Raw genomic sequence first — 25,988 nt, forward strand, 5'->3', positions numbered from 1 at the left:
TCGTTTTTCACAGTTCTAAAAAAGAGTAATTTTAGAACTATGAAAAACGAATTTAAAAAAGGTTTTTATTTTAAGACTTACGAAGCACCTTTTCAGTCTCCGTTTGAAAAACTTTTTGGAATTTTCAAAGAGCTTATTACCCATACTTCGGGTGATTTTGACGAAGCTATTGACTGGCTTCGGGAGTTGGATAAGGAATATAAGCTAACTGACGAAAACTACACAATTGATGATTTTATCGAGGATCTCAAGAAAAAAGGATATATAAAGGACGAAGTTAAAAATGACGGAACTCCCGGTTTTGGAATTACAGCCAAAACAGAAAGGGCGATACGTCAGCAGGCCTTAGATCAGATTTTCGGGAATTTAAAACGTGCCGGAAACGGAAATCACAAAACCAAACATGCCGGAAACGGTGATGAACATACAGGCGAATTCCGTGAGTTTAATTTCGGAGATGGTCTGGAACGTATTTCGTTGACAGAAAGTTTGCGAAACGCCCAAATCAATAATGGTGTTGAAAGTTTCATGCTGACCGAAAATGATTTGGTTGTGGAGGAAACCCAATTCAAAGCCCAAATGAGTACCGTCCTTATGATAGACATCAGCCACAGTATGATTTTGTATGGCGAAGACCGAATTACCCCTGCTAAAAAAGTGGCCATGGCTTTGGCAGAATTAATTACAACGCGTTATCCAAAAGATACTTTAGATATTCTGGTTTTTGGGAACGATGCCTGGACAATTCCTATTAAAGATTTACCGTACTTACAGGTAGGACCGTATCATACCAATACTGTTGCAGGTTTGCAGTTGGCAATGGATATTTTGCGAAGAAAGCGAAATACCAACAAGCAAATTTTTATGATTACAGACGGCAAACCAAGCTGTGTACGTGAGCGAGATGGTTCATATTATATGAACAGCAACGGTCTCGATGAATACATTGTTGATAAATGTTACACACAGGCACAACAGGCCAGAAAACTTCATATTCCAATTACTACCTTTATGATAGCACGAGATCCTTATTTACAACGTTTTGTGAATCAGTTTACAGAAGCAAATCAGGGAAAAGCTTTTTATACCGGATTAAAAGGTTTAGGAGAAATGATTTTTGAGGATTATGAAACGAATAGGAAGAAAAGGGTTAAATAAGTTTCAAAGATTTTCATGTAGAGAGGTATAGCAGTGCGTCTAATACAATTTTAACATAATTCAATAACAAATTGATATTTCAATAAAAAATGGAAATAAACAACATAACATTAGGTCAATTAAAAGCCTCAGGATATAAAACAAAATCTGTCAAAGACGAATTGCGTAATAACCTTCGGGATAAAATTAAATCAGGACAAGCAGTTTTTGAAGGTGTCCACGGATTCGAAAACACCGTAATTCCTGAGCTTGAAAGAGCAATTTTATCTCGTCATAATATTAATTTATTAGGACTTCGCGGGCAGGCAAAAACGCGTTTGGCACGTAAAATGATCGAATTATTAGATGAGTATATTCCGTTTGTGACAGGTTCTGAAATTAATGATGATCCGCTGAATGCAATTTCGCGTTTTGCAAAAGATTTAATCGAAGAAAAAGGAGATGAAACCCCTATTTCATGGTTACACAGAAGTGAACGTTTTTTTGAAAAATTAGCAACTCCGGACGTTACGGTTGCCGATTTGATCGGAGATGTTGACCCTATAAAAGCGGCAAACTTAAAATTGTCATATGCAGACGATCGTGTGATTCATTTCGGAATGATTCCGAGGGCAAATCGCTGTATTTTTGTAATTAACGAATTACCGGATTTACAAGCCAGAATTCAGGTAGCACTTTTTAATATTTTACAGGAAGGAGACATTCAGATAAGAGGTTTTAAATTGCGGATGCCTCTTGATATGCAGTTTGTTTTTACAGCAAATCCGGAAGATTATACGAACAGAGGAAGTATTGTAACTCCTTTGAAAGACAGAATTGGTTCTCAAATCCTGACACATTATCCTGAAAGTGTGGCTATTGCCAGAACAATTACTGAACAGGAGTCTAAATTAGACCAAAATCAAACTGATATTGTTCATGTTCCAAGTCTGGCTAGGGATATTTTAGAGCAAATTAGCTTCGAAGCCCGTGACAGTGAATACATCGATAATAAAAGTGGCGTAAGTGCCAGAATGAGTATTACCGCTTTTGAGAATTTAATAAGCACCGCTGAGCGTCGTGCCTTAAAAGCAGGAACTGATAAAACTGTTTTACGTTTGTCAGATTTTATAGGTATCATTCCCGCAATTACCGGAAAAGTTGAGTTGGTTTACGAAGGTGAGCAGGAGGGAGCTGCTTCTGTAGCGCAGAGTTTAATTGGTTCGGCAATTCGAACTTTATTTTCTGATTTCTTTCCGAAGATCGAAAAATTAGAAAAACCCGGTGAAAAGACACCTTATTCTGATTTGACAGAATGGTTTTTTGCAGAAAACGGTTTCGAATTATTAGATGAAGCTTCGGATGCTGAATATCAAACTATTTTAGATGAAGTTACGCCTTTGGATATTTTGGTTAAAAAATATCAGCCACAATTAGACAAAAAGGATCTTTATTTTATGAAGGAATTTATTTTATGGGCCTTGGTAGAATATAAAAAACTAAGCAAGGACCGTTTTGCTCAAGGGCACCAGTTTAAAGATATGTATGGAAGTTATATTAGTAAATTGTAATTTAAAATAGGCTATCATTAAACCTGACAGTTTTAACTCGTCGGGTTTTTTATTTTTAACCTTTTTTTGTTTTAGGAGAATCATATGCATTTCAATCCTTATTTTTGTAAACGATATAGCAAATAATTATGAAATTACTCATAGTCGAAGACGAACCAAATCTGCTTTCTATTTTACGTAAAGGTTTCGCTGAAAACAATAAAGATGTCAGCGTGGCACTTGACGGTACAACAGCATTGGAAATGATTCATAATTATACTTTTGACGTAGTAGTTCTGGATGTAATGCTGCCGGACATTAACGGGATCGAAATTTGCAGAAGATTACGGGCAGCCAAAAATTTTGTACCAATTTTGCTTTTAACAGCGCTTGGCACTTCAGAAAATATTGTAACCGGACTCAATGCCGGTGCTGATGATTATTTGGTGAAACCTTTCAAATTCGGAGAACTTGATGCAAGGGTGAATGCATTAAATCGCAGGGCTAATCTCGAAACAGAAAAGGCAGATTCTATTATCATTGGCGACTTAGAAATAAACACTAATGCCAAAACAGTAAAACGCGAAGGAGAACCGATCATTTTAACAGCAAAGGAGTTCAAGTTATTATATTATTTGGCTAAAAATACGGGAAGAATTGTTTCCAGAGATCAGATTTTAGATAATGTCTGGGATATTAATTTTGATATGAATACTAATGTGGTAGATGTTTACATCAATTACTTAAGAAAAAAGATAGACAAACCTTTTACAACCAAACTTATTCATACCATGAAAGGTCTGGGGTACGTTATACAGCCATAAAATGGATATAAGAAAAAAAATTACTTTTACTTATGTTGCCCTTTCTACCTTTAGTACGCTGCTATTGTGTGTAATTGTTTTTGTATTGTTTCAGGAAAATAACAGATATCATTTTCTAAAACGATTAGAAGACAGGGCAAAAATTGTGGCTTCAATTCATTTTCAGAATGATCCTGAAAAAAGCAAGTATTACAGCAATCTTAAAAAGAACGGACTGGAAGAACTTATTGAAGAAGAAGAATATGTTCTTAAAATAAATAGTGCAAACAGCTTTGATTATAATACGAAGCTTAATTTACCTAATAAGTTTTATTCTAATATTTTAAGTACCGGAAAAGATTACTTCGAAGTTAACAGCAAATATTATCTGGGTCAGATTTTTACCGAAAACGATCAAAAATACATTGTGATAGTAGGAGCAAGAGACCGAAGAGGGAAAACAACGACAGTTTATATAGCGAAAATATTGATTTTTGGAGGTATTGGCTTCATAATTCTGGCCTTCCTTTTTGGGAGAATATTAGCCATTAGGGTAATTAATCCAGTAGCCAGAATTACAAAAGAGGTAAATAGAATCAGTGCTTCTAATTTGCATAACAGATTACCGGAAGTCAAAAACTCAGATGAGATTTCAGATCTTACGCATACTTTCAATGATATGTTAGATCGTCTGGAAACTTCTTTCGAAATTCAGGCTAACTTTATCAATAATGCTTCACACGAATTAAAAACTCCAATAACCACTATTATTGCTGAGTCCGAAATTATGCTTCTGAAGGAAAGAACTATTTCTGAATATATTCAGTCATTAGAAAATATCTACAGTCAGGCTTCAAAATTAGGAAATTTAACCGAAAGCTTATTAAAGCTTACACAGACAGGTTACGACGGAAAAAAACAGGTACAGGATATTGCCAGAATCGATGAGTTACTAATGGATGTGAAATCCGATCTTGATAAAATTTATCCTGATAACCGTGTGAGCGTTAAACTTAATTTTGCCCCTAAAGATTCAAATTTGTTATTAATTCCATGTAATAAGCCATTGTTAGAGTTAGCTATTAATAATATTATCACAAACGGAGTGAAATACTCAGACAATAATGAGGTTTTTGTAACACTCTCGGCTAATAACGAATGGATTAAAATTGCTATAAATGATATTGGAATCGGGATTCCGCCTGAAGATATCCCGCATTTGTATGAGCCTTTTTTCAGGGGTAAAATTGCAGCTAAATATATAGGTTATGGTTTAGGACTTCCGTTAGCTTCAAAAATTATCAGGATGCATGATGGTGAAATACAAGTACAGTCCGAGCAAAACAAAGGAACAATTGTGACCATTATTTTCAAAAAAGAGAGCTCTAAAAGAGCTAGTATTAAAAATTCTAATATTGAATCTTAGGAAATTCTAATTTTGGATTAAGCAGTATCTAATTTTTGTAATCTTATTTTGTATGTATAAACTAAAACTTATACATATGAAAAATTTCCTTATACCCACTACTTTAGAACTTGATACTATTAACGCTGTAAAATCAGCAATTAATCAGGCGAAAAATACAAATTGTGAAATTATTTTAATGATGGTTTCCGATACTCCGGATGCTTTTTCTTCTGTGCAGTTTTTACGGGAAATGAGAACTGCGCTTACACCAAGCCAGGAAGAAGTTCTTGAAACTTGTCGTTATATTATAGAACATACTGCCAATTGCAAATTAAAAGTTCACAATCAATACGGAATTTCTGCATCTATTCTAAAAGGAATTATTGAAGCCTTTGCTGTTAAGCTGGTTATTCTGACTCCATCTTATAAACAAGAAACCAAGAAGGTTCATCAATATCTGGTAAAACTGGCCGGGAATCAAAAATGTCCAATTTTACATTTGGGTACTGAAGTAAATAAAGAAGATTTTAATAAAGCGCTTTATATAGAAAATGGCAGTGCCAATATGCATGTTAAAGATGTTCAGCAATTTTTAAGCGCTAATTTTTCATTTGAAATTGTAAGCCAAACAGGCAATTTTGATAATGATTATGAACAATTTGCTCCTTATTTGTCTGAGGCTATTTCAAAATATGACATTGATTTATTGGTAGAGACACGCAAAAGCGAAAAAATTAAATTTAAGAAAGTAAAAAAACACAGTATTAATGAAAAATCAGGGCTTCCAGTACTTTCATTATATGAGGAAATTGCTTAGTTAATTCTTAGTGATTAGCCCCAAGTCCTTAGTAATTAGCTCTTTTTTAGCGAAAAACTAAGGACTAATCACTAAGTACTAAGTAACTAGTAAAATTAATTTAAAACCGAAAATATGTTATTAAAGAAAAGAATACCAATGAAGTACGTTCTCGGGAAAATTAAAGTAGAAATTGTTCTCGTATTGGCTTACACGATATTATTTGAAATTTTTCATCATTATTTCATCAATCTTCCTGTAGATATTCCAATTGCGATTCCAACTATGATTGGGACGATTATTTCCTTATTATTGGCCTTTAAATCAAATCAGGCTTATGACAGATGGTGGGAAGCCCGAATTGTCTGGGGAGCAGTTGTAAACGATTCCAGGACATTGATTCGTCAGGTTTTGACATTTTACAAAGACCCGGATTTTTCTGTTGAAGCAAGCGAATTCAAAGAAAATTTTGCCAAACGACAAATTGCATGGTGCTATAGTTTAGGTCAGGCACTTCGAAACAAAGATGCTATAAAACCACTGGCAGGTTTGATGAGTGAAGAGGAAATAAAATACATCAAAAATCATCAAAACGTACCAAATGCTATTTTGATGCTGCATGCGCGTGATCTCAGGAATGCTAAAAATGAGAAGCGCATCAACATGTATCAGCAGGTAGAAATTGACAATACGCTTTCGAGATTATGTGATGAAATGGGAAAATGTGAACGAATTAAAAACACCATTTTTCCAACAACTTACAGCTTGTATATTAGATTGACACTGTGTTTGTTTATTTTACTGCTTCCTTTTGGGCTTACAAGTGTTTTAAGCTGGTTTGCTATTCCTTTGATTACTGCTATTGCCGGAGCTTTCTTTTTGATCGAAAGAATGGCGATTCATTTACAGGACCCTTTTGAAAACAGACCTACAGATACACCTGTTACGACTATTGCAAATACAATCGAAAAAAATATTAAGCAAATGCTGAATGAATATCAAAGCGAATTTGATATTCTTAAAGAGTTTGATTTAGAAAACGATCCCAAAAAAGTGGACAGCAATGCTTATTTTGTTTTGTAAATTAAATTAATTCTTGGTCTTAATTGTTGACCGGACAGTAAGTAGTTGTACTGTCCGGTTTTTTATGTTTAAAATCAATATACTTATAAAATTTGTTGTGTTGCTAATTTTCCTAAAATTTGTATGGATTCACGCAATTCATTTGTCCATGGCAAGCCAAAACTAAGCCGCATGCAATTTGAAAATTGATCCTGAAAAGAAAAAATACGTCCGGGAGCAATGCTGATATTGTGTTTCATAGCCAGATGATAAAATTCGGCAGTGTCTATTTTTTTATCTAGTTCTATCCAAAGAAAAAAACCGCCCTGTGGCTGACTTACTTTGGTCCCTTTTGGAAAAGATTCTAAAATCGTATTGATATAGTTATTACAATTATGATTCAATATCTGGCGAATTTTCCGAAGATGATTTTCATATCTTCCGTTTTTAAGAAAATCACCCACAACTTCATGTGTTATAGTAGGAGAGGAGATCGTATGATAGAGTTTTGTCCGTAAAATTTCTTTTTTAAATTTTCCCGGAATAACCCAGCCCACCCGATATCCCGGAGCCAAAGTTTTAGAAACTGAGCTGCAGCACATCACAATTCCGCTTTCATCATAAGTTTTGCAGTTTGTTGGCCGGCCGGAACCAAAATACAAATCACCGTGGATATCATCTTCAATAAGCGGAATATTATGTAATTCCATTAAGCGAACGGTTTCTTTCTTATGTTCATTAGGCATCATACTTCCTGATGGATTGCTGAAATTACTCATCAGCACACAGGCTTTTATTTTTTTGGTAGTGATGGCTTTTTTTAAAGCTTCCAATTCAATTCCGGTAGTTATATTGGTAGGCAATTCCATAACATATAAGCCTAATGATTTTGCTAATTGTAATACACCAAAATACACCGGACTTTCTGTAATAATTGTATCTCCCGGTTTAGTTACAGCCATCAGGCAATTTGAGATAGCATTTACACAGCCCGGAGTGGTTATGATATCATCTTCAGTTAAAGTTCCTCCCCAGGCAAATGACCAACGGGCAACTTCTTTTCTAAGATTAACATTGCCCTGCATTTCTTCATAACTGGTTCCACTATTTGGCAGTTGCCGCATAGCCTGAACCATTCCTTTATTGAGTTTGGCAATTGGAAGAAGTTCGTTTGAAGGAAAGCCTAATGAAAGCATGGTAACATTTTTATTTGTCATGTTTCCGTAAACCAGGTCAATTAAATCCTCCCTTTCAATATTTGTAGTGGTTAAAATTGGACTGCTGGCAGAGGGTTCAGGAATTGTCCGGGCAGAAATATTGCTTACATAATAACCTGACTGAGGTCTGGACTCGATTAGTGACCGGCTTTCAATTTCGTAATATGCTTTGCTGACAGTGCTCATGCTGTAGCCCGTTTCTGCACAGACTTCCCTAATCGAAGGCAGTTTGTCTCCAACATTTAAAAGGCCTGATTTTATTTGTTTTTCGATAACATCGGCAAACTGTAAATAGAGGTAATTTGAATTTTTCATAAAAAAAAAACTGTTCTGCTGCAATTTACAAAAACTGTATCTGTATTGCTGTTTTATTTTTAAGAAATTTGCTTTATCAAAATATCAAACAAAAAATCCCATGAAAACTACAAAATATTACATAGCAGCCATCACAGCTTATACCGTTTGGGGATTTTTTAGCCTTGTGCTAAAACCAATTCATGAATATGCTTCGATGGATATTTTATTTTATCGGGTTTTTAGCTGTAGTATTTTAATGCTCCTGATTTCTTTTTTGTTTAAACGAAAAAAAATAAATGAAACAATTGAAGTTTTCAGGGCTTTGCCTGTCCCTAAAAAAAGAAATACGATTTTGTTGAATATTGGCGGAAGCTTTTTTCTAATGGCCAATTGGTTTACATTTATTTATGTTATGAACCATGTGACTGTAAAAGCGACTTCGCTGGCCTATTTGGTCTGTCCTATTTTGACAACTTTGCTGGCTTATTTTATCCTTCATGAAAAACTGGCCAAATCACAGTGGCTGGCAGTTGGATTAAGTATTTCAGGCTGTTTATTACTATCGTACGCCGATATTATGGATATGTTTTTTAGTATCATTATCGGATTTACCTATGCGTGTTATTTAGTAAGTCAGCGTATCAATAAAGGTTTTGACAAGTTTATCATTCTGACATTCCATATATCGCTGGCTGCCTTAGTATTATTGCCGTTTTATCCGGCTTATAGTGGTCCGGTACCGACAGAATTTACGTTTTATTTTTGTATCGAAACCATTGCTATATTTTTTACCATTATACCATTATTTTTAAATTTATATGCATTGGGCGGAATCAATTCTTCAACAGTGGGCATGTTACTGAATATTAATCCAATGATTGCTTTTGGATTGGCTTGTTTTGTTTATAAAGAGAAAATTACGCCGCTGCAGATCCTGGCATACAGTATTATTTTTATTGCCGTATTGGTTTTTAACTCGCATCATATTTTTGCTAAGAAACAAAAAGGCATATTAGCAGCCAAAAACTAAATGTATAAATATTAAATATCTGTCCGGAAGATTTTTCAGTCTGTCCGGGCTTTTTTGAATGATTTTAAACCCTATTTTTACACTAAAAATAATAATATGTTGTTTCTGATTTTAAGTATTATCTGCAGTGTAACAGTAGGTGTCATTTTTAAAATTACACGTAATTATAATTGCAATCCGGTTCAGATAATTACTTTTAACTATGTATTTGCCATCCTGTTTTGTTATTTTGTTTTTAATCCAGATTTAGCTGAGGTAAACACAAATGCTCCTTGGACTATTTATTTGGCCGTAGGTATTTTACTGCCTGTCGTTTTCTTGTTTTTAGCTGCTTCTATAAAATATATGGGAATTGTAAAAACAGATGCAGCTCAACGATTATCGCTTTTTATCCCGATACTGGCTGCGTGGTTTATTTTTAAGGAAGAATTTAATCTTTATAAAATAATTGGGCTTGCGATTGGTTTTCTGGCACTTTTATTCATTTTGAGAAAACCATCTCAAAACGAACATAATAAGTGGATTTATCCTGCCATTGTTTTATTAGGTTTTGGAGTAATCGATATTCTTTTTAAGCAGATTGCACTTTATAAAAGTTTACCCTATTCAACTTCTCTATTTATAGTTTTTGATATTGCTTTAGCCGTTTCTTTATTTGTAGTGACTTATAATTCTGTTATTAATAAAGTAAGATTGCAACTTAAAAATATCCTTTTTGGAGCATTGGTTGGACTTTTTAATTTTGGTAACATATTGTTTTATCTTAAGGCGCACAAAGTATTTTCTGAAAATCCTTCTACAGTTTTTGCCGGAATGAATATGGGAGTAATAGTTTTAGGAAGTCTTGTAGGCGTACTTTTCTTTAAAGAGAAATTATCCAAAATAAACTTTTTGGGTATTGTTTTAGCGTTAATTGCGATTATTTTCATTGTTTTCTCTCAAATCAAGTAAAATTTATCTTTTGTTAATGGCTTAATTTACAAGTGATTTATAATTTTTTTTCCTTTTTTTAAAAAATAACTCTACCAATTCTATAGAATTTATAAAATATATTTATAAATTTGCCATAACAATGAAAAACTATAATCGAAATATGATGTCTTTCAGATGCAGCTTAGCGATGTGCTGCATGTTGAATCATGTCTTGAAATGGCGTTAATAGAGAAAGTACTTGTTAGTTATTTTTTTTTTTTTTAGCCTTTCATACCCATGAAAGGCTTTTTTTAGAATTTATTTAAAACCATCAATATGAGATCAAATAAATATACCATTACGCAGATGCAATGCATTCTTACTAAGATTCCATGTTGCAGCTGCAGCAATCACGTCAGGAAAATATGATACACTCTTTTGTAATGTGCAGAAGAATCTAAAATATAAAATTTCAACATCAATTGAATAAAAATCTTAAACCAAAAAATTATGAGCCTAGAAATAATTAAACAGAATCCTTTTCAGTCTATGATTGACCGTTTTAATATCGCAGCCGATATTTTAAACCTTGATGAATCAATCAGACAGAAATTGCAAAAACCGGAAAAGCAAATTGTGGTCAATTTTTCGATTACGCTTGATAACGGAACAACTAAAAACTTTGAAGGATATCGTGTTATTCACAACACAGCCTTAGGACCATCAAAAGGAGGAATTCGCTATGACACAGCCGTAAACCTTGATGAGGTAAAAGCACTGGCTGCCTGGATGACCTGGAAATCTGCCGTAACGGGAATTCCGTTTGGAGGAGCAAAAGGCGGTATTATTTGCGATCCGAGAGAACATTCAAAAACAGAATTGGAGAAAATTACCAGAGCCTATACAAAATCATTATCTGATATTTTTGGTCCTGAAAAAGATGTTCCTGCACCCGACATGGGAACCGGACCTGACGAAATGGGCTGGCTGATGGATGAATTTTCTTTGGTTCACGGGAAAACAATTCACGCTGTAGTAACCGGAAAACACCTGCATTCCGGAGGATCTTTGGGAAGAGTAGAGGCAACAGGAAGAGGGGTAAGCATTATTACACTTCTGGCTCTTCAAAAACTGAAACTGAGACCGGCAAGATCTTCAGTTGCAATTCAGGGATTTGGAAATGTTGGACTGCATTCGGCATTGTTTTTATATGAAAAAGGATTAAAAGTTGTTGCTGTAAGCGATGTTTCAGAAGCATTCTACAATCCTGACGGACTTAACATTCCGGAATTGATTTTGTATTATAATCTTAATAATAAGAGCATTAAAGGTTATCCAAATTCAGTTGCTATTAAACATGAAGAATTACTGCTTTTGGATGTTGATGTATTGATTCCGGCGGCGAAAGAAGATGTGATTACGCAAAATAATGCAGCCGACATCAAAGCAAAAATAATTATTGAAGGTGCAAATGGCCCAATTTCTTCTGATGCTGATGCAATTTTACATGGTAATAATGTTTTGGTTGTTCCGGATATTCTGGCAAACGCCGGGGGGGTTACAGTTTCCTATTTCGAATGGCTTCAGAACTCACTTTTGGAATCCTGGAGAATCCATCAGATAAACAAGAAACTGGAAGATATTTTAGAAAAAGGTTTTGAGACTGTTTTCAGAATTGCTTCAAAACACAATGTGACGCCTCGTATTGCTGCTTATGTTATCGCTTTGCAAAAAGTAGCCGATACACAAGCTGTAAAAGAGGTAGCATTAGAAGCTGAAAAATTCAAACAGAATTAAATATAACTTAACCCATTGGGTGTGATTATTAAAAAACGTCAGCTCGAGTTTTTTTTGTGTAGAAAAACGGAAATTAAAAATGTATAGGGAACAGTTTTTAGTGATATTTTTTCTGTTCCCGATACCATTTTCTATCGAAAATTACTCTAACTGACGAAAATCATCATCAAAACGAATTACACCTAATGTGTTAATATATTAAGTTGTTTATAGTCAAAAAAATGATTTTTAAAAATGGAACATATTAATTTTCTTGCTTTCGCAATGCCTGCGTTTTTCATTTTTTTATTTTTGGAATATAAGCTGATGCAGCGCAGAAATAAACCGGAGATTTTTAATTACGAAAGTTCTGTTTCGAACATTAGTGTTGGTATTGCAGAAAGACTAATCAATCTTTTTATTGCTGCAAGTTTTTATCAGTTGTATTATTTTATTTATAACAACTACAGGCTTTTCGATATTCCCAGCAATGCTTTTATCTGGTTTGCCTTAATACTGGCGACCGATTTTGTCTGGTATTGGTACCACAGGCTTGGGCATGAAGTTAATTTTTTCTGGGCGGCACATATTGTACATCACCATAGCGAAGAATTTAATTTTACCGCTGCAGCCCGAATCACGACATTTCAGGCTATTATACGAACTGGTTTTTGGTGTGTTCTTCCGTTTGTTGGGTTTCATCCTGCAATGGTGATTACGATGCTGATTGTTCATGGTGCTTATTCGTTTTTTACGCACACACAGCTTATAGGAAAAATAAAATGGGTGGAATATATTTTTGTAACGCCATCCATTCATGGAGTACATCACGCATCTGACGAGAAATATTTAGATAAAAATTACGGAGATATGTTTACTTTTTGGGACCGCATTTTTGGCACTTTTCAGGAGGAAGAAGAGAAACCAAAATACGGTTTAACCCATCCGTTAAAAAGCTACAGTTTTATGTGGCAGCATACGCATTATTACTTTGAGATTTATGAATTATGGAAACGTTCTAAAGGTTTTAAAGCCAAATGGAAAGCCGTTTTTGGAAGTCCTGCTGATATGGATCAGGATATCAGGCCAATATTAGAAAAACGATTTTTACAGGATAAAAGCAACCCGCATCAAAGGCTCAGATTCCGAAATTATCTTTATATCCAATTAGGAATCTGTACTTTATTTTTAACTGTTTTTACGTATTATTTCGAGCTTTTAAATCTTTTGGATAAAGTTTTTGTTTTGTCTTTTATCCTGATTACACTGGTAAATTGTGGTGCTTTATTAGAACAGAGAAAATGGATGTATTATCTCGAATATGGCCGAATATTTATCATAACCACCTATTTTTTATACGAAGAAGATTTAATCACATTTTTGTTTGTTCCACTTGCGATTATGATTTTTGCAGAACAAATGTTTTCACTAAGTAAACATTATCAGAATGTGGTGCTTCAGTTGGAAACTTCTGAATAAATAATAAAGAATTAAGAAGCGATCAAATAAAGTGTCGGTGTAAGTACAATTATTCTAAAACTTTTTTTAATTTAAATAACCAAACCCGATATCGCCTGAATATCGGGTTCGCTTATTTTAAGATCTGTGATAAAAGTCTTTTTATACCCGATTATAATCCCCTTTCCAATGTTTAATTTTCTGTTTTATAGCATCACCAGAGAGATTTTCTTTAAGTGCTTGTTCTATTAACGTTAAAAATTCAGAGTCCGGAGCAAATCGCAGTGAAAACAGTTGGTCGTCAGTAAATTTGTATTCAATGGTTTCAAACCTGGTTCCGGTTAATACAAAATAACGATACCGGAGTTCCAGTTTTACAATTCTGTTTTGTAAAATCAGTGCATAATGCTGACGCAGCATAAAAGCGAGGCAAAAAAGAAATATAAAAATTACAGTTATGAAACCCCATAAGAGTTTGTCTGCAGTGGTAAACATAAAGTAAATTGAAGCAGACATAAATGCTATCAAAACCGGATAATATATAAAATGATGTGGCGGATAAAACCGCACATGATTGTTGTAAGATTGTGCTTTCATAATCATTGTTTAATAAAATCTAAAAAAGCTACCCTAAAACAGAGTAGCTTTTTACCTAAATAAAACCTAAGTAACCAATTTTATTTTTTATCTAAACTTTCCTTAAGCTGTTTTGCATGCTGAAGATGAGCCGTTAAAGTACTAACATTTTTCGAAGCCCATGTTTTAATTTCTGCATCATTTGCTGTTTCTGCTGCTTTGGTAAATTTATCTATAGCTTTCTCATGACCATCTACCATCATATCGGCGAATTTTTTATCAAAATCAACACCGCTTTTCTCGTTTAGCTTATCATATTCATCTTTTCCTTCTTCTGTAAGTGCAGTTGGTAATGAAATATTTTTGCTGCCAGCAATGGTTTTTACTTCTGCAGCTGATTTTGTATGTTCATCAACCAGCATTTTACCAAACTTTTTAACTTCGGCATTGGTACTTTTTGTCTGAGCAAGTTTTCCAATTTCAATTTCAGCCAAATCGATTTCCGCTGCATCAACTAAAAATTCAGAATCATCTTCTTTAGTATCAATGCTGTCAAATTTTGCTTCATTTTGATCTTCGGCTACTTCTTTAGGATCTTCCTGTTTTGTTTCATTTTTACAAGAATTTAAACTCAATAACAGAACTCCTGCTCCTAAAACTACTTTGCTTATTAAAAGTATCTTTTTCATGATTTTGTATGTTAAAATTTATAATGATAAAATTATTTAAACATAATGAAGAAGTTTTATACTTTGTTTTGATAATGTTATATCATTCAAACTTTAGAAACTGCCTGATAATTTTCCATTCACTGAGTTTTGATTCCAAGGTCTTACTTGCATTGGCAGGACTTGTTGAAGGCAAAGTAATGAGTTGGTACTTATTATCTATTGTAACGTATTTTTTAAAAAAGGAAGCGGCTTTTTGTCCGTTAAAAAAAATGGTTTTAATATTAGAATGATTTTTTAAAAATAGTTCAAAATCATTTGTGATTTCATTTTTAATGGCGCTGTCAAGACTTCCAACTCTTTCGCAAAATTGCAGTACGTCCCATAAGGCGATATTGTTTTTGATTAAAAGACTTTTTCTCGTTTGATATTCTTTTGAAAAATCTTCATTTAAAATTTCAAACATAAAGCGCCAGAAATTGTTTTGTGGATGCCCGTAATATTGTTGCAGTTCAAGGGACTTTGTGCCTGGCATTGTCCCTAAAATTAAGATAGTTGCATCAGTTGAAGCAATTGGGGCAAAAGAATAACTTTTCATATTTAAGGATTTAAAAAAGAATAATGTAGGAGTAATTATAAAACAATTCTGAAAAATTATATAACACATTTCATGGTGTTTTCGACGAATTTTGGAATTCACATTTGGTAGAAATAATTATACCTGTTCTTAAGATATAAAGATAGTTTTTTAGAATTTAAATCCGAGCAAAATGAAAATAGTAACTATACACAACGATAAAATTAAAAACATATTCGAAGAACTAACTCAAAGTTTAGGAGGGAAAATAATTTTTGACTCAGATGAATATGCTTTAGAAGTCAGCAATAATTTTGCCAAAGGAACCATTGTAGGCTCTTCCTTTAGTGATGCTGTTTCCTGTTTACAATTTGATATGGTTTTTTCTGAAGATGTCAGAATCTGTATTGGAAACCCGAATATTTCACCGGTTTATTTTGCTTATTGTTCAAAAGGAAGCTTATCCCATAGTTTTGGAATGTCAGGTGTTGAAAGAAAATTAAAAAAGTTTCAGACCGCTATAGTTTCATCCACACAAAATGAAGATAATATTTTATTTTTTGAAAAGAATACCAATACAAAAGTTACTTTGATTGTGGTAGGAACTCAAAATGCTCATTCTGTCGAAAATAATTTTTTCAATGATAAAGTAAAAGAAACTTTTTTCGAAAAGAACCTTTCAGGAAATTTTTTCTATGTAGGTTCTTATAATTTAAAAATAGCGGAAAAAATCGAGGAATTAAATGCTGTTACTGAAAGCGGAATTGTTCGTAATTTGTTGAAAGAAGGTATATTGAAAATTATTCTGGCAATGGAAATTCAACAGCATTCTGATGATATGAATAACTGTCTGAAAGAAACAAACTGCCTTACGTTGAAAGAAATGGAAGAAATAAAAAAACTTTCAGACCTTATCAAAGAAACTCCGGAAGAACCGTTTACCATAAAATCGTTAAGTAAACTATCAGGGCTGTCACCTAATAAACTTCAGGAAGGTTTTAAAATGATCCATGACAGAACGGTAAATGACTTTATCACGCATATGCGAATTTTAAAAGCCGAAATTTTAATAAAAAACTCAGATTTAAATATCTCCGAAATAGTGTATTGTATCGGTTTTACCAGCAGAAGCTATTTCTCTAAAATCTTCAAGCAGAAATTCAACTGCAGTCCAAAAGAATATAAATTTAGTCAAAATCAGTTGGCTATTACAGCATAATTTAAGAACTCTGAGATGCTAAGGTTTATTATTGATTATTTAGTACTTTTTTGATAACAGACTATTTTTGGTCTAAAAACCTTAGTTTCTCAGTAGTTTATTTTTGGTTTTTTGAATTTCAGGAAGTTTATATAAAAGGCACACGAGATGATTCGTGCGGAGCAGCTGTGTTGGCTTATGATTAAATATCATTTTTCGTACACTTTAATTAGTTCCTTAATTTCATCAGGAGTTTTGTCCAGCCAGGATATATTTGTCTCATGAGTAGTTTCTTTTGTTTTGATGTTTAAAAAATAGCCTTTCTCGTCAACATAAGTTACTGACAAGCCTTCTATTTCTTTTGTTTTAATTGTAACAGGAAAATTAGTGTTTAAGATTATTGAATCAGTATCAAAGATAATTATAGCTTGATTATTCATTAACTTTCTTACTGGAGAATACATAAAACAGCAAAAAAGTACAACACCAATAAAGAAACTAATTTTTGTAGTAGTATTTTCTTTATATTTTTCTGAGAAGAAAACTCCGAAGCCTGTTACTACTATAATAACTGTTGTAATTAATAAAAAAAGCAGCAAAATTTTTTTTCTTTGCCTGATTTCAATTTTATTCATTTGAAATAATATTTTGCTAATGTTGATGTATAAGAAATTTTATTTTTAGACCACACGATAGGATTCCTATGGGGTTGGTGTTTGTGTCAGTAGTGGTATTTAACCATAATTGAAAAAAATAGTTTTCGAACCATTTTTCAATCCAAAATTAAGAAGACTATAAAGGTTCCTAAGGTCCTGACCTAAATTGTTGTCAATATATCCATCACCAGGATTATTATTAAAATTTGAAAAATATTTTTTAATTCCTAAAGTATCATAATTTGTTTTGTCCAGCTTTTGTTCTAAATTTTCAATCTGTCCAAGTTTTTCGATTAACAATGATAGTTTAAGTTTTACCTCTTCAATATTATTTTCAACTTCTGTATTTTTTTTCAGCATTGATTGTTTTAGACGTTTTTTCTCATCTTCGTCATCTTCAAATTCAAGCATTTCGTCAATTTCCCATTCCTCTGTATATTCTTGCATATTATAAAGAAAAGTGATGTCAGCTCCGGTTAATTCACCAATCTGGTCAAGTTCAGGTCTACAATCTTCAACTACTTCTCTTCTGCACATGAAATTGCAAAATGTCCTGCTTAAATTTACTTCTTCCTGAATTTTTTCAAACTCATCAAGCAAGTAAAGATTTTCCTGATTATCAAAATTTATCGAAATGTCTAAGCCCATGATGTGTATTTATATTTAGTTGTTAGGGGTTTCTGGTTTCAAAAAGCTACACCAAAGGATCGTGCAGGAGCAGGGGTATAGCCTTAAATTTATAAATAAAAATCTTTTTCTATTTCCCAGGTAAAAGGTATAAAAGTTTTAAATGTTTTCAGCTTATCATATTTGAATGGTCTTAATAGTGTTTTCTCTTTACTGCCTGAATTGTCATCAGTTGAGATTTTTACTTTTTTTGTTGAAAAATTATAACTACGATTCTCAGTTTCACCAGAACCTCTATGGAGATAATTGTAATCTGCTCCGATAAGTTTAAATTCATTTTGCTGATATCTAAAAACATATGAATTATTGGACATACTCCAACTTCCTGCATTCATAAATATTTGAAAGTCGATTCTTAAAATTCCTTTTTTTATCTCAATATTTTGAAATGGTTCACTCATATTTGGATCATCATGATTAAGTATAAAAGAGTTGCTCTGTTCTATTACTTCATACTTTTTTTGAATAGGATTAAAAAAAGCTAAAATTAAAATTCTTGGTTGGGTTACAACTGTTTCTTTTTCGTCAAATTCTATTTTTTCTATTGATACACTATCTTTATATTGAATGATAAAGGCTATATCATCATTTTTATCATTATTCAAATCACCTTTAGCGGAAGCTAACAGTTTCCAGTCAATTGGAATAAAATCAGATATAGACTGTCCTTCCATTTTGATTTTTGGATATGAGAATTTTTGTTGCCCAAATGAAAGACAATAGATTAAAAAGCGATAATAATGTAAGAAGTTTTTTCATAAGATCTGCAGTTTGTATTATTATAGATATGGTTGCTTTGTTGCAGGCGGTTTGGTTTAAATTAGTATTTATTTTCGAGTTGAGAAACCATATCAAAAAAAGTAATTTTCATTGCCCTAATCTGTTGTAAGTAGTTGTTAAATGCAGATTTAATAGTCAAGCATTTCATAATATTCTTCCAATTCAACTGCTCTTGCTTTTACAATTTCTTTTTTCTTATCCTCAGCAACTGCATACCACATTGTACCTTCTTTAATTTCATAATAAAACTTTGAGATAAAAGCGTATTCTTTATCACGGTAACTGATCCATTGCTTTTGTGATTCTTTCAGAATTTCAAATGCTTCTTTCGGAATTTTAACTTTTAAAAGACTATAATATTTATTTAATTCCTTATCCCAGGATTCTCTTGCTGTTATTGTACAGTTACACATTTCAGCGTTTGAAATGTCATCCTTATCAAGACATTTAGATTCTAAAATATCTATTGGATTTTCGATTTCCTTTTTTGTTTGCGAAAAACCAATTAAAGAACAAAGAATTATAATAGAAAGAAGTGATTTTTTCATTGATTTGTACTTAAAACCTGTATTTAACTCATTCATATTGTAAGATAAAATAGCTCCAATATACCAAATTCAGGTAAATTGGAGCTGCTCCATACTAAATATGAGTTCCTCAAAGATATTTATTTTTTCTTACAAACAATCAAACGCTATTTGGATTGTCCAATATGAAAGAATTAAGTTTTAAACGAATAGAAAATTTACCTTCCAAACCGGTAATAATCTAAATCAGGATTTTCTTTGTCATTAATAGAATCCATAATCGAATTCATTGCCATAACACTGAAAGTAATTCCGTTACCGCCAAAACCTAAAATATAATGTTCATTAATGTCAGGATTTGGTTTTCCAAAGTAAGGAAGGCCATCTTTGGTTTCACCAAAAGTACCTGCCCAGGAATAATCTATTTTGAAATCGAGTTTCGGAAACTTTTTCCCAAATTTATGCAGAAGTGACTGCTCTTTTCTGGGCAGCATTTTATCCCGTTTTACCGGGTCTTTAAAATCTTCATCACCACCGCCCATAATAATTCGGTTGTCTGGTGTTGTTCTAAAATATAGATAGGGTTTAGAAGTATCCCACAAAATAACTTTTTTAAAAGCCTCTGGTAAATTAGGAATGCTTTCTGACGCAATAACGTAGGTACTTTTAAGATTCACCACTTTTTCCTTCAGTGTTTCGGTACTTTCATACCCACTGCAATGTATAATATGATCTGCAGTAATTTTGAATTTGTTTTCTGTACAGGCAATCATTTTTCCTTTTTGATTTTCTGTCGAAATAATATTGGTACGGTCAAAAATCTGCATTCCTTTTTTTTCACAATGAACGTACAAATCATGTGCAAGCCTGTAAGGGTCCACCACAGCAGCTGTTTTGGACTCTATAGCCGCAATGGCGTTTAATCCAAATTTTTCCAGATCCCATCTTTCCAGCCAGTTTACATCAAAACCATTGACTTTTCGTGCATGATATTCATTTTTTAAGAAGGTAATATCCTTCTTTAATGAGCAGAAGTAAATACTTTTTTTGAATTCAAACCCGCAGTCGCTTTTTATATCGTCAACAATTTTTCGCAAATCAAAAATGGCTTTTTTTCCATTTCTATAACTGTTAACAGCACATTCCGGACCTCTTAACTTTATTAACTCGTGTAAAGAAACATCAATTTCGTATTGCAGCAGGGCAGTACTCGCAGCTGTACTTCCGTTACCAATATCACGCCGGTCAGTCAATACGACTTTTTTCCCTTCATTAATAAGCTGATAGGCTATAAGAGCACCTGTAATTCCGCCTCCAATGATTAAAATTTCGGTATCAATATCAGAATTTATTGATGGGTAACTAGTGTCCATCGCATGTTTTAGGGGCCAGAAACTTTCTGTTGAGCGTAATTTCATTTTTTTAGTGGTTTGGCTACAATTTTTATATTTTTGTTCTATATGATAACTCATTTGACAATAAATATGCTCTTAGCAAGTATTTATTGAATTATTTTGTTTTAACTTTTTCTTTCCTGACTACCTTATTGTTTTTTTCGTTATAAACAGCATCCAGTATTTCTTTTCCTGTTTTACTGAATATTTTTATTTTCGGATCTTCATGTGTGCCTGTAATAGTAATTGGAAAACCAACAATTCCAAACGGAGGAAGTCCTAACCGCATTCTTAAATCCAGTAATCCGTCAAAACTGGTAGTTCCTTTTACAGTCGGTTTAAATGTGGCGACACTGAAGGTAAATGGCTTAATACGAATCAGGTTATTGTCAATTTCAGATTTGATTTCGATACCTTCCATATCAGGATTGTTTAGACCATCCTGACCTGTTTTGGAGCTTATTCCGTCAAATAATTTAAGACCTTTAATTTTTACATCACGCAGATTGAGGGTACCGCCACCTTCAAACGATTCGTAAATCGGACTCATATTGCCATCCAGATCGCCTTTTATTTTGTAATCTACAGAGATAATTCCATGTGCCTTTTCAGCGGCAGTTACCATGTCATGAAACATCGGGATTTCTTTATAGGCTCTTTGTACACTGAAATCTTTTGCACGAAAGTGCGCATCAAAACGAGCCGAAGTAGGAGATTCATCTGTGTACGATGCATCTATAACCAACGCACAATCGATAATATTGAACACGGCATTTTGCAAATAAAAATTACCTTTAGAAATACCCGTTTTACCTTTAAGCTCATTAAAAATAAGACCGTTATATTCTACTTTATCTGCATTTGCAGTAAGGCTTACATCCAGGTTTTTAGGGATAATAACAACTCCGGTCATTTTAGGATTATCTTCTTTGGCGTATTCCACTTCTAATTTACGGTCTGTATTTTCGCCTTTTTCCAAAGCCATAAATTCATCCACATTGATCAGTTTGGATTTTAAATTGAAATTACCGCTTAAGGTTCCGCGTGATTCAAGGAAATAATTGATTGTATTTAGCAGATATCCGTTAATATCAAAATCAGATTTTCCATAAGAAGCATAAAATTTCTCGAACCACATTTTTTCATTTTGAAACCTGAAGTTCCCCTGCTTTATAAAAAAGGCTTTTGGAAAAAGTTCTGATGTCGTTTTGATATTTTTTAATATGATAGTCCCTTTATTATTCAGTTTATCATATTGTCCGGTGGTGGCATAGCTTTGTTTTCCCTGAAGAAAGAGATTTGCTTTGGCATAACCTGAAACATCCATTCCTTTTTTTGAGAATACTTTGTAAATATTTCCAACATTCAGTTCTCCTTTTACTTTTGCGTTGTAAGCCAGATCACTAAAATCTGAAAGTGCTGCATTTACATACACCGGATTTCCTTCAAATACAAAAGAAGCGGGAGCGACACCAATGATTAAATCCTTATAAGTACCGGCTTTGTTAAGTACATTGGCTATAAAAGTTATATTAGTAATTGGGTTGGGATAAGAATCGGTTTTTAGCCAGCCATTGCGTAATGCAATTCCGCCTCTGGTTTTTGGGAACAATTTTTTAGAAGTACTAAAAATCCCTTTTGCCTGGATATCAGTTCTTAGGGTTCCTTTTAAATCAAGGCTGTACAATCCTATAGCGGCATCAAGCGTAGCTAAATCCAGTGCTCCTTTTACGCTTGCATCCACATCCATTTCGGTAAAACCTTTGCTTCGTAAATAAGCGTTGAAATAGTCTTTTTCGCCCACCTTAAATTTGAAAGTTTTTAAATTGATTAAAAGTTTCTCCATATCAAGAGAAGGCATAATAGCGTTTACATTCATTTGAAAATCGGTTAATGGGGCAGGAGCATTCTGATAATCAATAGCGCCTTCATTAACTTTTAAGTTGAAAGCCAGGTCAGGTTTTTGTTTTTTGGAAACATTGTAATTACCTTTAAACGTAAAAAGCAAATCACTTTTACCTGAAATTTCGGTTTCTTCAAGCCATGTTAAATATTCCGGAGGCATTACAGACAATAAATCTTTTACAGTCGTGTTTTCTGATGCTGCCTTAATATTGATTTTGTATCCGTCTCTTAGAATGGTAAACAAACCGGTAAATTTTAAAGGCAGTTTATTAATTTTTAATTCATTTTTCTGAAGTATGAATGAAAGTGCATTTGTATTAATTCTTGTGATTAAATCGGCACGCAGTTCTTTTTTTCTCAGGTAAGCTGTCCGGTCATAATAAAAATCGACATTATCAATTTTGGCGTCGGTATTCAGGTCGAAGATATCGTCACTTAAATTTCCTTTTCCAACATAATTAAAACCTTTTGCATCAACGAGAATTTTAGCTGACCGATCGTTATATTTGATGTGGCAGTCTTCAAAATCAATGCGCTCCAGACGGATTGCGGTTCCTTCTTCAGGGGCATTCTTGTCTTTTTTTACATCTTTCGGGGCTATATAAATATTATAATTAGCTTCTCCTTTTTGGTTAACCATTACGTTTATATCTGCTTTTGAAACATATAATTCATTAATTTTTACTTCGTTGTCAAATAATAATCTTTTAATATTTATACCAAAGGCAACCTGTTCTGCTTTTAACAACGTATCGTTTTTGAATGGCGCAGAACCTGTCAGAGATAAATTATCTAAAGAAACCGTCAGTGAAGGAAAATGTGTAAAGAACGAAAAGCTGGATTTCGAAAATTCCATTTTACTGTCTAATCTTTTATTGGCAATTTTTTTGACTTCAGCAGCAACAGTTCCCGGAAAAAGCAGCGGAATTAAAAAAAGTAAAAGCAAAACAGATACTATGACTATTCCTGAAATTTTAGCAATTTTAAGGCTTATATGTTTGAATTTACTATGCATATAGAATATTTTAATTTCCCTCTTAAATGATTTGTATAACGGAATCAGAAATATTATTTTTTATCTTTTTTAGCCTCTTCTGCTTTTTTAGCTTCCTCTTCCGCTTTTTTCTTTTCCTCTTTTAATTTTTGCTCTTTTTCTTTTTCAGCTTTTTCCCGCTGTTCTTCCTTTTTTTCTTTGGCTTCTTCTAATTTTTCTTCTTTTTCTTTTTCTTTTTTCTTGAAATAACCTCTTAGGAGAAAATTACTTTTGGCGGCTTCCATATTTTCACTAAAGCCTTTTGTTCCTTTTTCAAGATTGCTTAGTGTTTTATCCATAGCGTTTGCCATGCCCGGATCACGCATTAGTTTTGCCAGGGCTCCGTTACCATTATTCATACTATGGCTGAAAATGGCAAGCTCTTCTGAAATGACACTTACATTATCCATGCTTTTTTTGACTGTTTTCATGATGTCACTCATTTCAATACCGCTAATTGAGGCAATCTGTCCATTATTTTCAATTATTGTCTGCGACTTTACGCCAGGGGTTATGGTAAGTACTTTGTCTCCCATCAAACCGTCTGATCCAATACTTGCCCTTGCATCCGTTTTAATAAATTCGCGGACATCATCTTTAATCACCATTCCTACCACCACAGTAGAATCATTAACGAGCTGAATTTCATCAATAGTACCAATGTTGATTCCGGAAAACCGTACATTATTGCCAATTTCTAAGCCGCTGACAGTTTTAAAACTAGATGTAATTCTGAACGTGGATCCAAAAAGGTTTTTTTGTTTCCCGATAAAGTAAACCGCCAGTATAAAAAGCAGTAAACCAATTGTTACAAACATTCCTAATTTCCAGGTATATCCAGATTGCTTCTTCATGATCTTTGTTTTTGATTTATTTTTTATTCAAAGAATGAGCGTACCCATTCGTCTTCACTTTTTTCTAATTCTTCGTAGGTTCCTTCGGCCTGTATCGTTCCTTCTTTTAATACGATAATGCGGTCAGCGGTTAATTTTGCACAAGCCATATCATGTGTAATAATGATTGCAGTGGTTTTTTGTTTTTGCTTGATATCCAATATCAATTCGCTGATTTCTCTAGAAGTTATTGTATCTAATCCTGTGGTCGGCTCATCGTATAAAATAATTTCAGGTTTTAAAATTAAAGTACGTGCCAGACCAATTCTCTTGCGCATTCCTCCTGATAATTCAGATGGCATTTTATCAACTGCTTCTGTCAGCCCTACATTGTCCAGAGCTTCCATAACTTCATTCTCAATTTCATCCGCGCTTAAATCCCGTTTGTGTTTTCTGAGGGTAAAAGCGAGGTTTTCTCTTACTGACATTGAGTCATATAGTGCACCGCTTTGGAAAAGAAACCCAATTCGGACTCTTATTTCATTAAGTTCCTTTTTTGTAAGTTCCAGTACATTTTCATCAAAAACCTTTATTTCGCCTTTATCAGGTGTTATAAGTCCCACAATGCATTTTATGGTTACCGATTTTCCGGAACCTGAGCGCCCTAAAATCACTAAATCTTCGCCTTTATTTACGGTAAAATTCACACCTTTTAAAACCTGATTATTCTTACCAAAAGTTTTATGTAGATTTTTGATTTCAATTATCGGAGCCTTTGTACCCGCATTTGCTGTAGTTTCTGTATTTTCTTTTTCCTTAATCATCTTAAAAAAATAAATCGGTTATCTGAACGGCGAGCATATCAATAATGAAAATCGAAAGAGACGCTGTTACAACAGCAGAATTCGCGGCCTTTCCGACACTTTCGGTTCCATTGGAAGCATTAAATCCTTTGTAACATCCAATCATTCCAATAAAAAATCCAAAGAAAAAAGTCTTTATAGTAGCCGGAATTAAATCCAGAAATTCCAGGGACTGAAAAATTTTGGTTATATATCGGTAAAAACTCACGTCGCCGTGAATATTAATTCCCACATATCCGCCGAAAATTCCAATTGCATCAGCAAAAAACACTAGTATTGGAACCATTAAAGTGGTGGCAAGAATTCGGGTAACAACTAAATAGTTATAAGGATTAATAGCCGAAACCTCCATAGCATCAATTTGTTCGGTTACTTTCATTGAACCTAATTCAGCCCCAATTCCGGAAGATACTTTTCCGGCACAAATTAAAGCGGTAATCACCGGAGCAATTTCACGAATTAAAGAGAGAGCGACCATGCCCGGTAACCAGGATTCGGCTCCAAATTTTACTAAAGTAGGCCTTGATTGCAAAGTAAGTACCAGGCCCATAATAAAACCTGTTATCGCTACCAATGGCAAAGATTTATAACCGATGACATAACATTGTTTCAGGAATTGTCTGGTTTCATAAGGCGGAACAAACAGCTCTTTAAAAAACCGGATTGCAAACACTGTTGCATTTCCTACATCTTCGAACGTATTTTTTAAGGTGAGAATCAAAATGTTTAGTTTTAGAGTTATGTGTTTTGAAAATCAGTTTTTTAACAGTTTTAGGCTGCTTTTTAATTATAGATGAAAGTTACCTCTATACTTGTTAAAATTCTTTACACAACTTTTTTGCAAC

The 25,988-nt window shown here is 33.4% G+C and carries 24 protein-coding genes; 11 read left to right on the forward strand and 13 right to left on the reverse strand.

Annotation, left to right across the window (positions count from 1 at the left end; translation table 11 throughout):
• The first annotated feature begins 39 nt into the window (after positions 1–39).
• The 6 genes from GXM16_RS14085 to GXM16_RS14110 all read left to right on the forward strand — a co-directional run bounded on the left by GXM16_RS14085 (position 40) and on the right by GXM16_RS14110 (position 6,777).
• On the forward strand, positions 40–1,158 hold the full coding sequence (locus GXM16_RS14085; RefSeq protein ID WP_163395124.1) for a vWA domain-containing protein: 1,119 nt from the start codon (positions 40–42) through the stop codon (positions 1,156–1,158).
• 89 nt (positions 1,159–1,247) lie between these two features.
• Positions 1,248–2,708 (forward strand): magnesium chelatase, encoded by a 1,461-nt coding sequence (locus GXM16_RS14090; RefSeq protein ID WP_163395125.1) that lies wholly within the window; start codon positions 1,248–1,250, stop codon positions 2,706–2,708.
• 128 nt (positions 2,709–2,836) lie between these two features.
• Complete coding sequence (locus GXM16_RS14095) at positions 2,837–3,511, forward strand: response regulator transcription factor (RefSeq protein ID WP_163395126.1); 675 nt, start codon at positions 2,837–2,839, stop codon at positions 3,509–3,511.
• A 1-nt stretch (position 3,512) separates the two neighbouring features.
• Positions 3,513–4,916, forward strand: coding sequence for a sensor histidine kinase (locus GXM16_RS14100; protein WP_163395127.1), 1,404 nt, complete (start codon positions 3,513–3,515; stop codon positions 4,914–4,916).
• 76 nt (positions 4,917–4,992) lie between these two features.
• The gene (locus tag GXM16_RS14105) at positions 4,993–5,715 is read left to right on the forward strand and encodes an adenine nucleotide alpha hydrolase family protein (protein ID WP_163395128.1); all 723 of its coding nucleotides are present in this window, start codon (positions 4,993–4,995) and stop codon (positions 5,713–5,715) included.
• Between the two features lie 114 nt (positions 5,716–5,829).
• On the forward strand, positions 5,830–6,777 hold the full coding sequence (locus tag GXM16_RS14110; RefSeq protein WP_163395129.1) for a bestrophin family protein: 948 nt from the start codon (positions 5,830–5,832) through the stop codon (positions 6,775–6,777).
• Between the two features lie 83 nt (positions 6,778–6,860).
• Here GXM16_RS14110 and GXM16_RS14115 read toward each other — a convergent pair whose 3' ends face one another.
• Positions 6,861–8,288 carry an aminotransferase-like domain-containing protein gene (locus GXM16_RS14115; RefSeq protein ID WP_163395130.1) on the reverse strand — a complete coding sequence of 476 codons (1,428 nt, stop codon included), beginning with the start codon at positions 8,286–8,288 and terminating at the stop codon, positions 6,861–6,863.
• 100 nt (positions 8,289–8,388) lie between these two features.
• Here GXM16_RS14115 and GXM16_RS14120 point away from each other — a divergent pair, with 100 nt between their 5' ends.
• From GXM16_RS14120 to GXM16_RS14135, 4 genes are all read left to right on the forward strand, one after another.
• Entirely contained in the window at positions 8,389–9,300 is a 912-nt protein-coding gene (locus GXM16_RS14120; protein WP_163395131.1) for an EamA family transporter, read from the forward strand.
• 96 nt (positions 9,301–9,396) lie between these two features.
• Positions 9,397–10,251 carry a DMT family transporter gene (locus tag GXM16_RS14125; RefSeq protein WP_163395132.1) on the forward strand — a complete coding sequence of 285 codons (855 nt, stop codon included), beginning with the start codon at positions 9,397–9,399 and terminating at the stop codon, positions 10,249–10,251.
• 471 nt (positions 10,252–10,722) lie between these two features.
• A complete protein-coding gene (locus tag GXM16_RS14130) occupies positions 10,723–12,009 on the forward strand; it encodes a Glu/Leu/Phe/Val family dehydrogenase (RefSeq protein ID WP_188726547.1) in 1,287 nt (428 codons plus the stop codon).
• A gap of 234 nt (positions 12,010–12,243) precedes the next feature.
• Positions 12,244–13,467, forward strand: a complete 1,224-nt coding sequence (locus GXM16_RS14135) for a sterol desaturase family protein (protein ID WP_163395133.1) — start codon at positions 12,244–12,246, stop codon at positions 13,465–13,467.
• Positions 13,468–13,608: 141 nt separating this feature from the next.
• Here GXM16_RS14135 and GXM16_RS14140 read toward each other — a convergent pair whose 3' ends face one another.
• From GXM16_RS14140 to GXM16_RS14150, 3 genes are all read right to left on the reverse strand, one after another.
• Positions 13,609–14,043 (reverse strand): DUF6526 family protein, encoded by a 435-nt coding sequence (locus tag GXM16_RS14140; protein ID WP_163395134.1) that lies wholly within the window; start codon positions 14,041–14,043, stop codon positions 13,609–13,611.
• 80 nt (positions 14,044–14,123) lie between these two features.
• Positions 14,124–14,711: a DUF4142 domain-containing protein gene (locus GXM16_RS14145; protein WP_163395135.1), complete on the reverse strand. Its 588-nt coding sequence runs from the start codon at positions 14,709–14,711 to the stop codon at positions 14,124–14,126.
• An 82-nt stretch (positions 14,712–14,793) separates the two neighbouring features.
• A complete protein-coding gene (locus tag GXM16_RS14150) occupies positions 14,794–15,288 on the reverse strand; it encodes a DNA-deoxyinosine glycosylase (protein ID WP_163395136.1) in 495 nt (164 codons plus the stop codon).
• Between the two features lie 172 nt (positions 15,289–15,460).
• Between GXM16_RS14150 and GXM16_RS14155 the strand changes: the two genes are divergently transcribed.
• Positions 15,461–16,486, forward strand: coding sequence for a helix-turn-helix domain-containing protein (locus GXM16_RS14155; protein ID WP_163395137.1), 1,026 nt, complete (start codon positions 15,461–15,463; stop codon positions 16,484–16,486).
• Between the two features lie 188 nt (positions 16,487–16,674).
• Here GXM16_RS14155 and GXM16_RS14160 read toward each other — a convergent pair whose 3' ends face one another.
• The 9 genes from GXM16_RS14160 to GXM16_RS14200 all read right to left on the reverse strand — a co-directional run bounded on the left by GXM16_RS14160 (position 16,675) and on the right by GXM16_RS14200 (position 25,864).
• The gene (locus tag GXM16_RS14160; protein ID WP_163395138.1) at positions 16,675–17,100 is read right to left on the reverse strand and encodes a hypothetical protein; all 426 of its coding nucleotides are present in this window, start codon (positions 17,098–17,100) and stop codon (positions 16,675–16,677) included.
• Positions 17,101–17,199: 99 nt separating this feature from the next.
• A complete protein-coding gene (locus tag GXM16_RS14165) occupies positions 17,200–17,769 on the reverse strand; it encodes a hypothetical protein (RefSeq protein ID WP_163395139.1) in 570 nt (189 codons plus the stop codon).
• A gap of 89 nt (positions 17,770–17,858) precedes the next feature.
• A complete protein-coding gene (locus GXM16_RS14170; protein WP_163395140.1) occupies positions 17,859–18,482 on the reverse strand; it encodes a hypothetical protein in 624 nt (207 codons plus the stop codon).
• Between the two features lie 234 nt (positions 18,483–18,716).
• Positions 18,717–19,136 (reverse strand): lysozyme inhibitor LprI family protein, encoded by a 420-nt coding sequence (locus GXM16_RS14175; RefSeq protein WP_163395141.1) that lies wholly within the window; start codon positions 19,134–19,136, stop codon positions 18,717–18,719.
• A 197-nt stretch (positions 19,137–19,333) separates the two neighbouring features.
• Positions 19,334–20,533, reverse strand: coding sequence for an NAD(P)/FAD-dependent oxidoreductase (locus GXM16_RS14180; RefSeq protein ID WP_163395142.1), 1,200 nt, complete (start codon positions 20,531–20,533; stop codon positions 19,334–19,336).
• A gap of 91 nt (positions 20,534–20,624) precedes the next feature.
• Positions 20,625–23,429: an AsmA family protein gene (locus GXM16_RS14185; protein ID WP_163395143.1), complete on the reverse strand. Its 2,805-nt coding sequence runs from the start codon at positions 23,427–23,429 to the stop codon at positions 20,625–20,627.
• Between the two features lie 53 nt (positions 23,430–23,482).
• On the reverse strand, positions 23,483–24,301 hold the full coding sequence (locus tag GXM16_RS14190) for an MlaD family protein (protein WP_163395144.1): 819 nt from the start codon (positions 24,299–24,301) through the stop codon (positions 23,483–23,485).
• Positions 24,302–24,324: 23 nt separating this feature from the next.
• A complete protein-coding gene (locus GXM16_RS14195; RefSeq protein ID WP_163395145.1) occupies positions 24,325–25,104 on the reverse strand; it encodes an ABC transporter ATP-binding protein in 780 nt (259 codons plus the stop codon).
• A gap of 1 nt (position 25,105) precedes the next feature.
• On the reverse strand, positions 25,106–25,864 hold the full coding sequence (locus GXM16_RS14200) for an MlaE family ABC transporter permease (protein ID WP_163395146.1): 759 nt from the start codon (positions 25,862–25,864) through the stop codon (positions 25,106–25,108).
• Positions 25,865–25,988 lie beyond the last annotated feature (124 nt).

This window comes from Flavobacterium limi (genome assembly GCF_010645075.1).
Lineage (GTDB): Bacteria > Bacteroidota > Bacteroidia > Flavobacteriales > Flavobacteriaceae > Flavobacterium > Flavobacterium limi.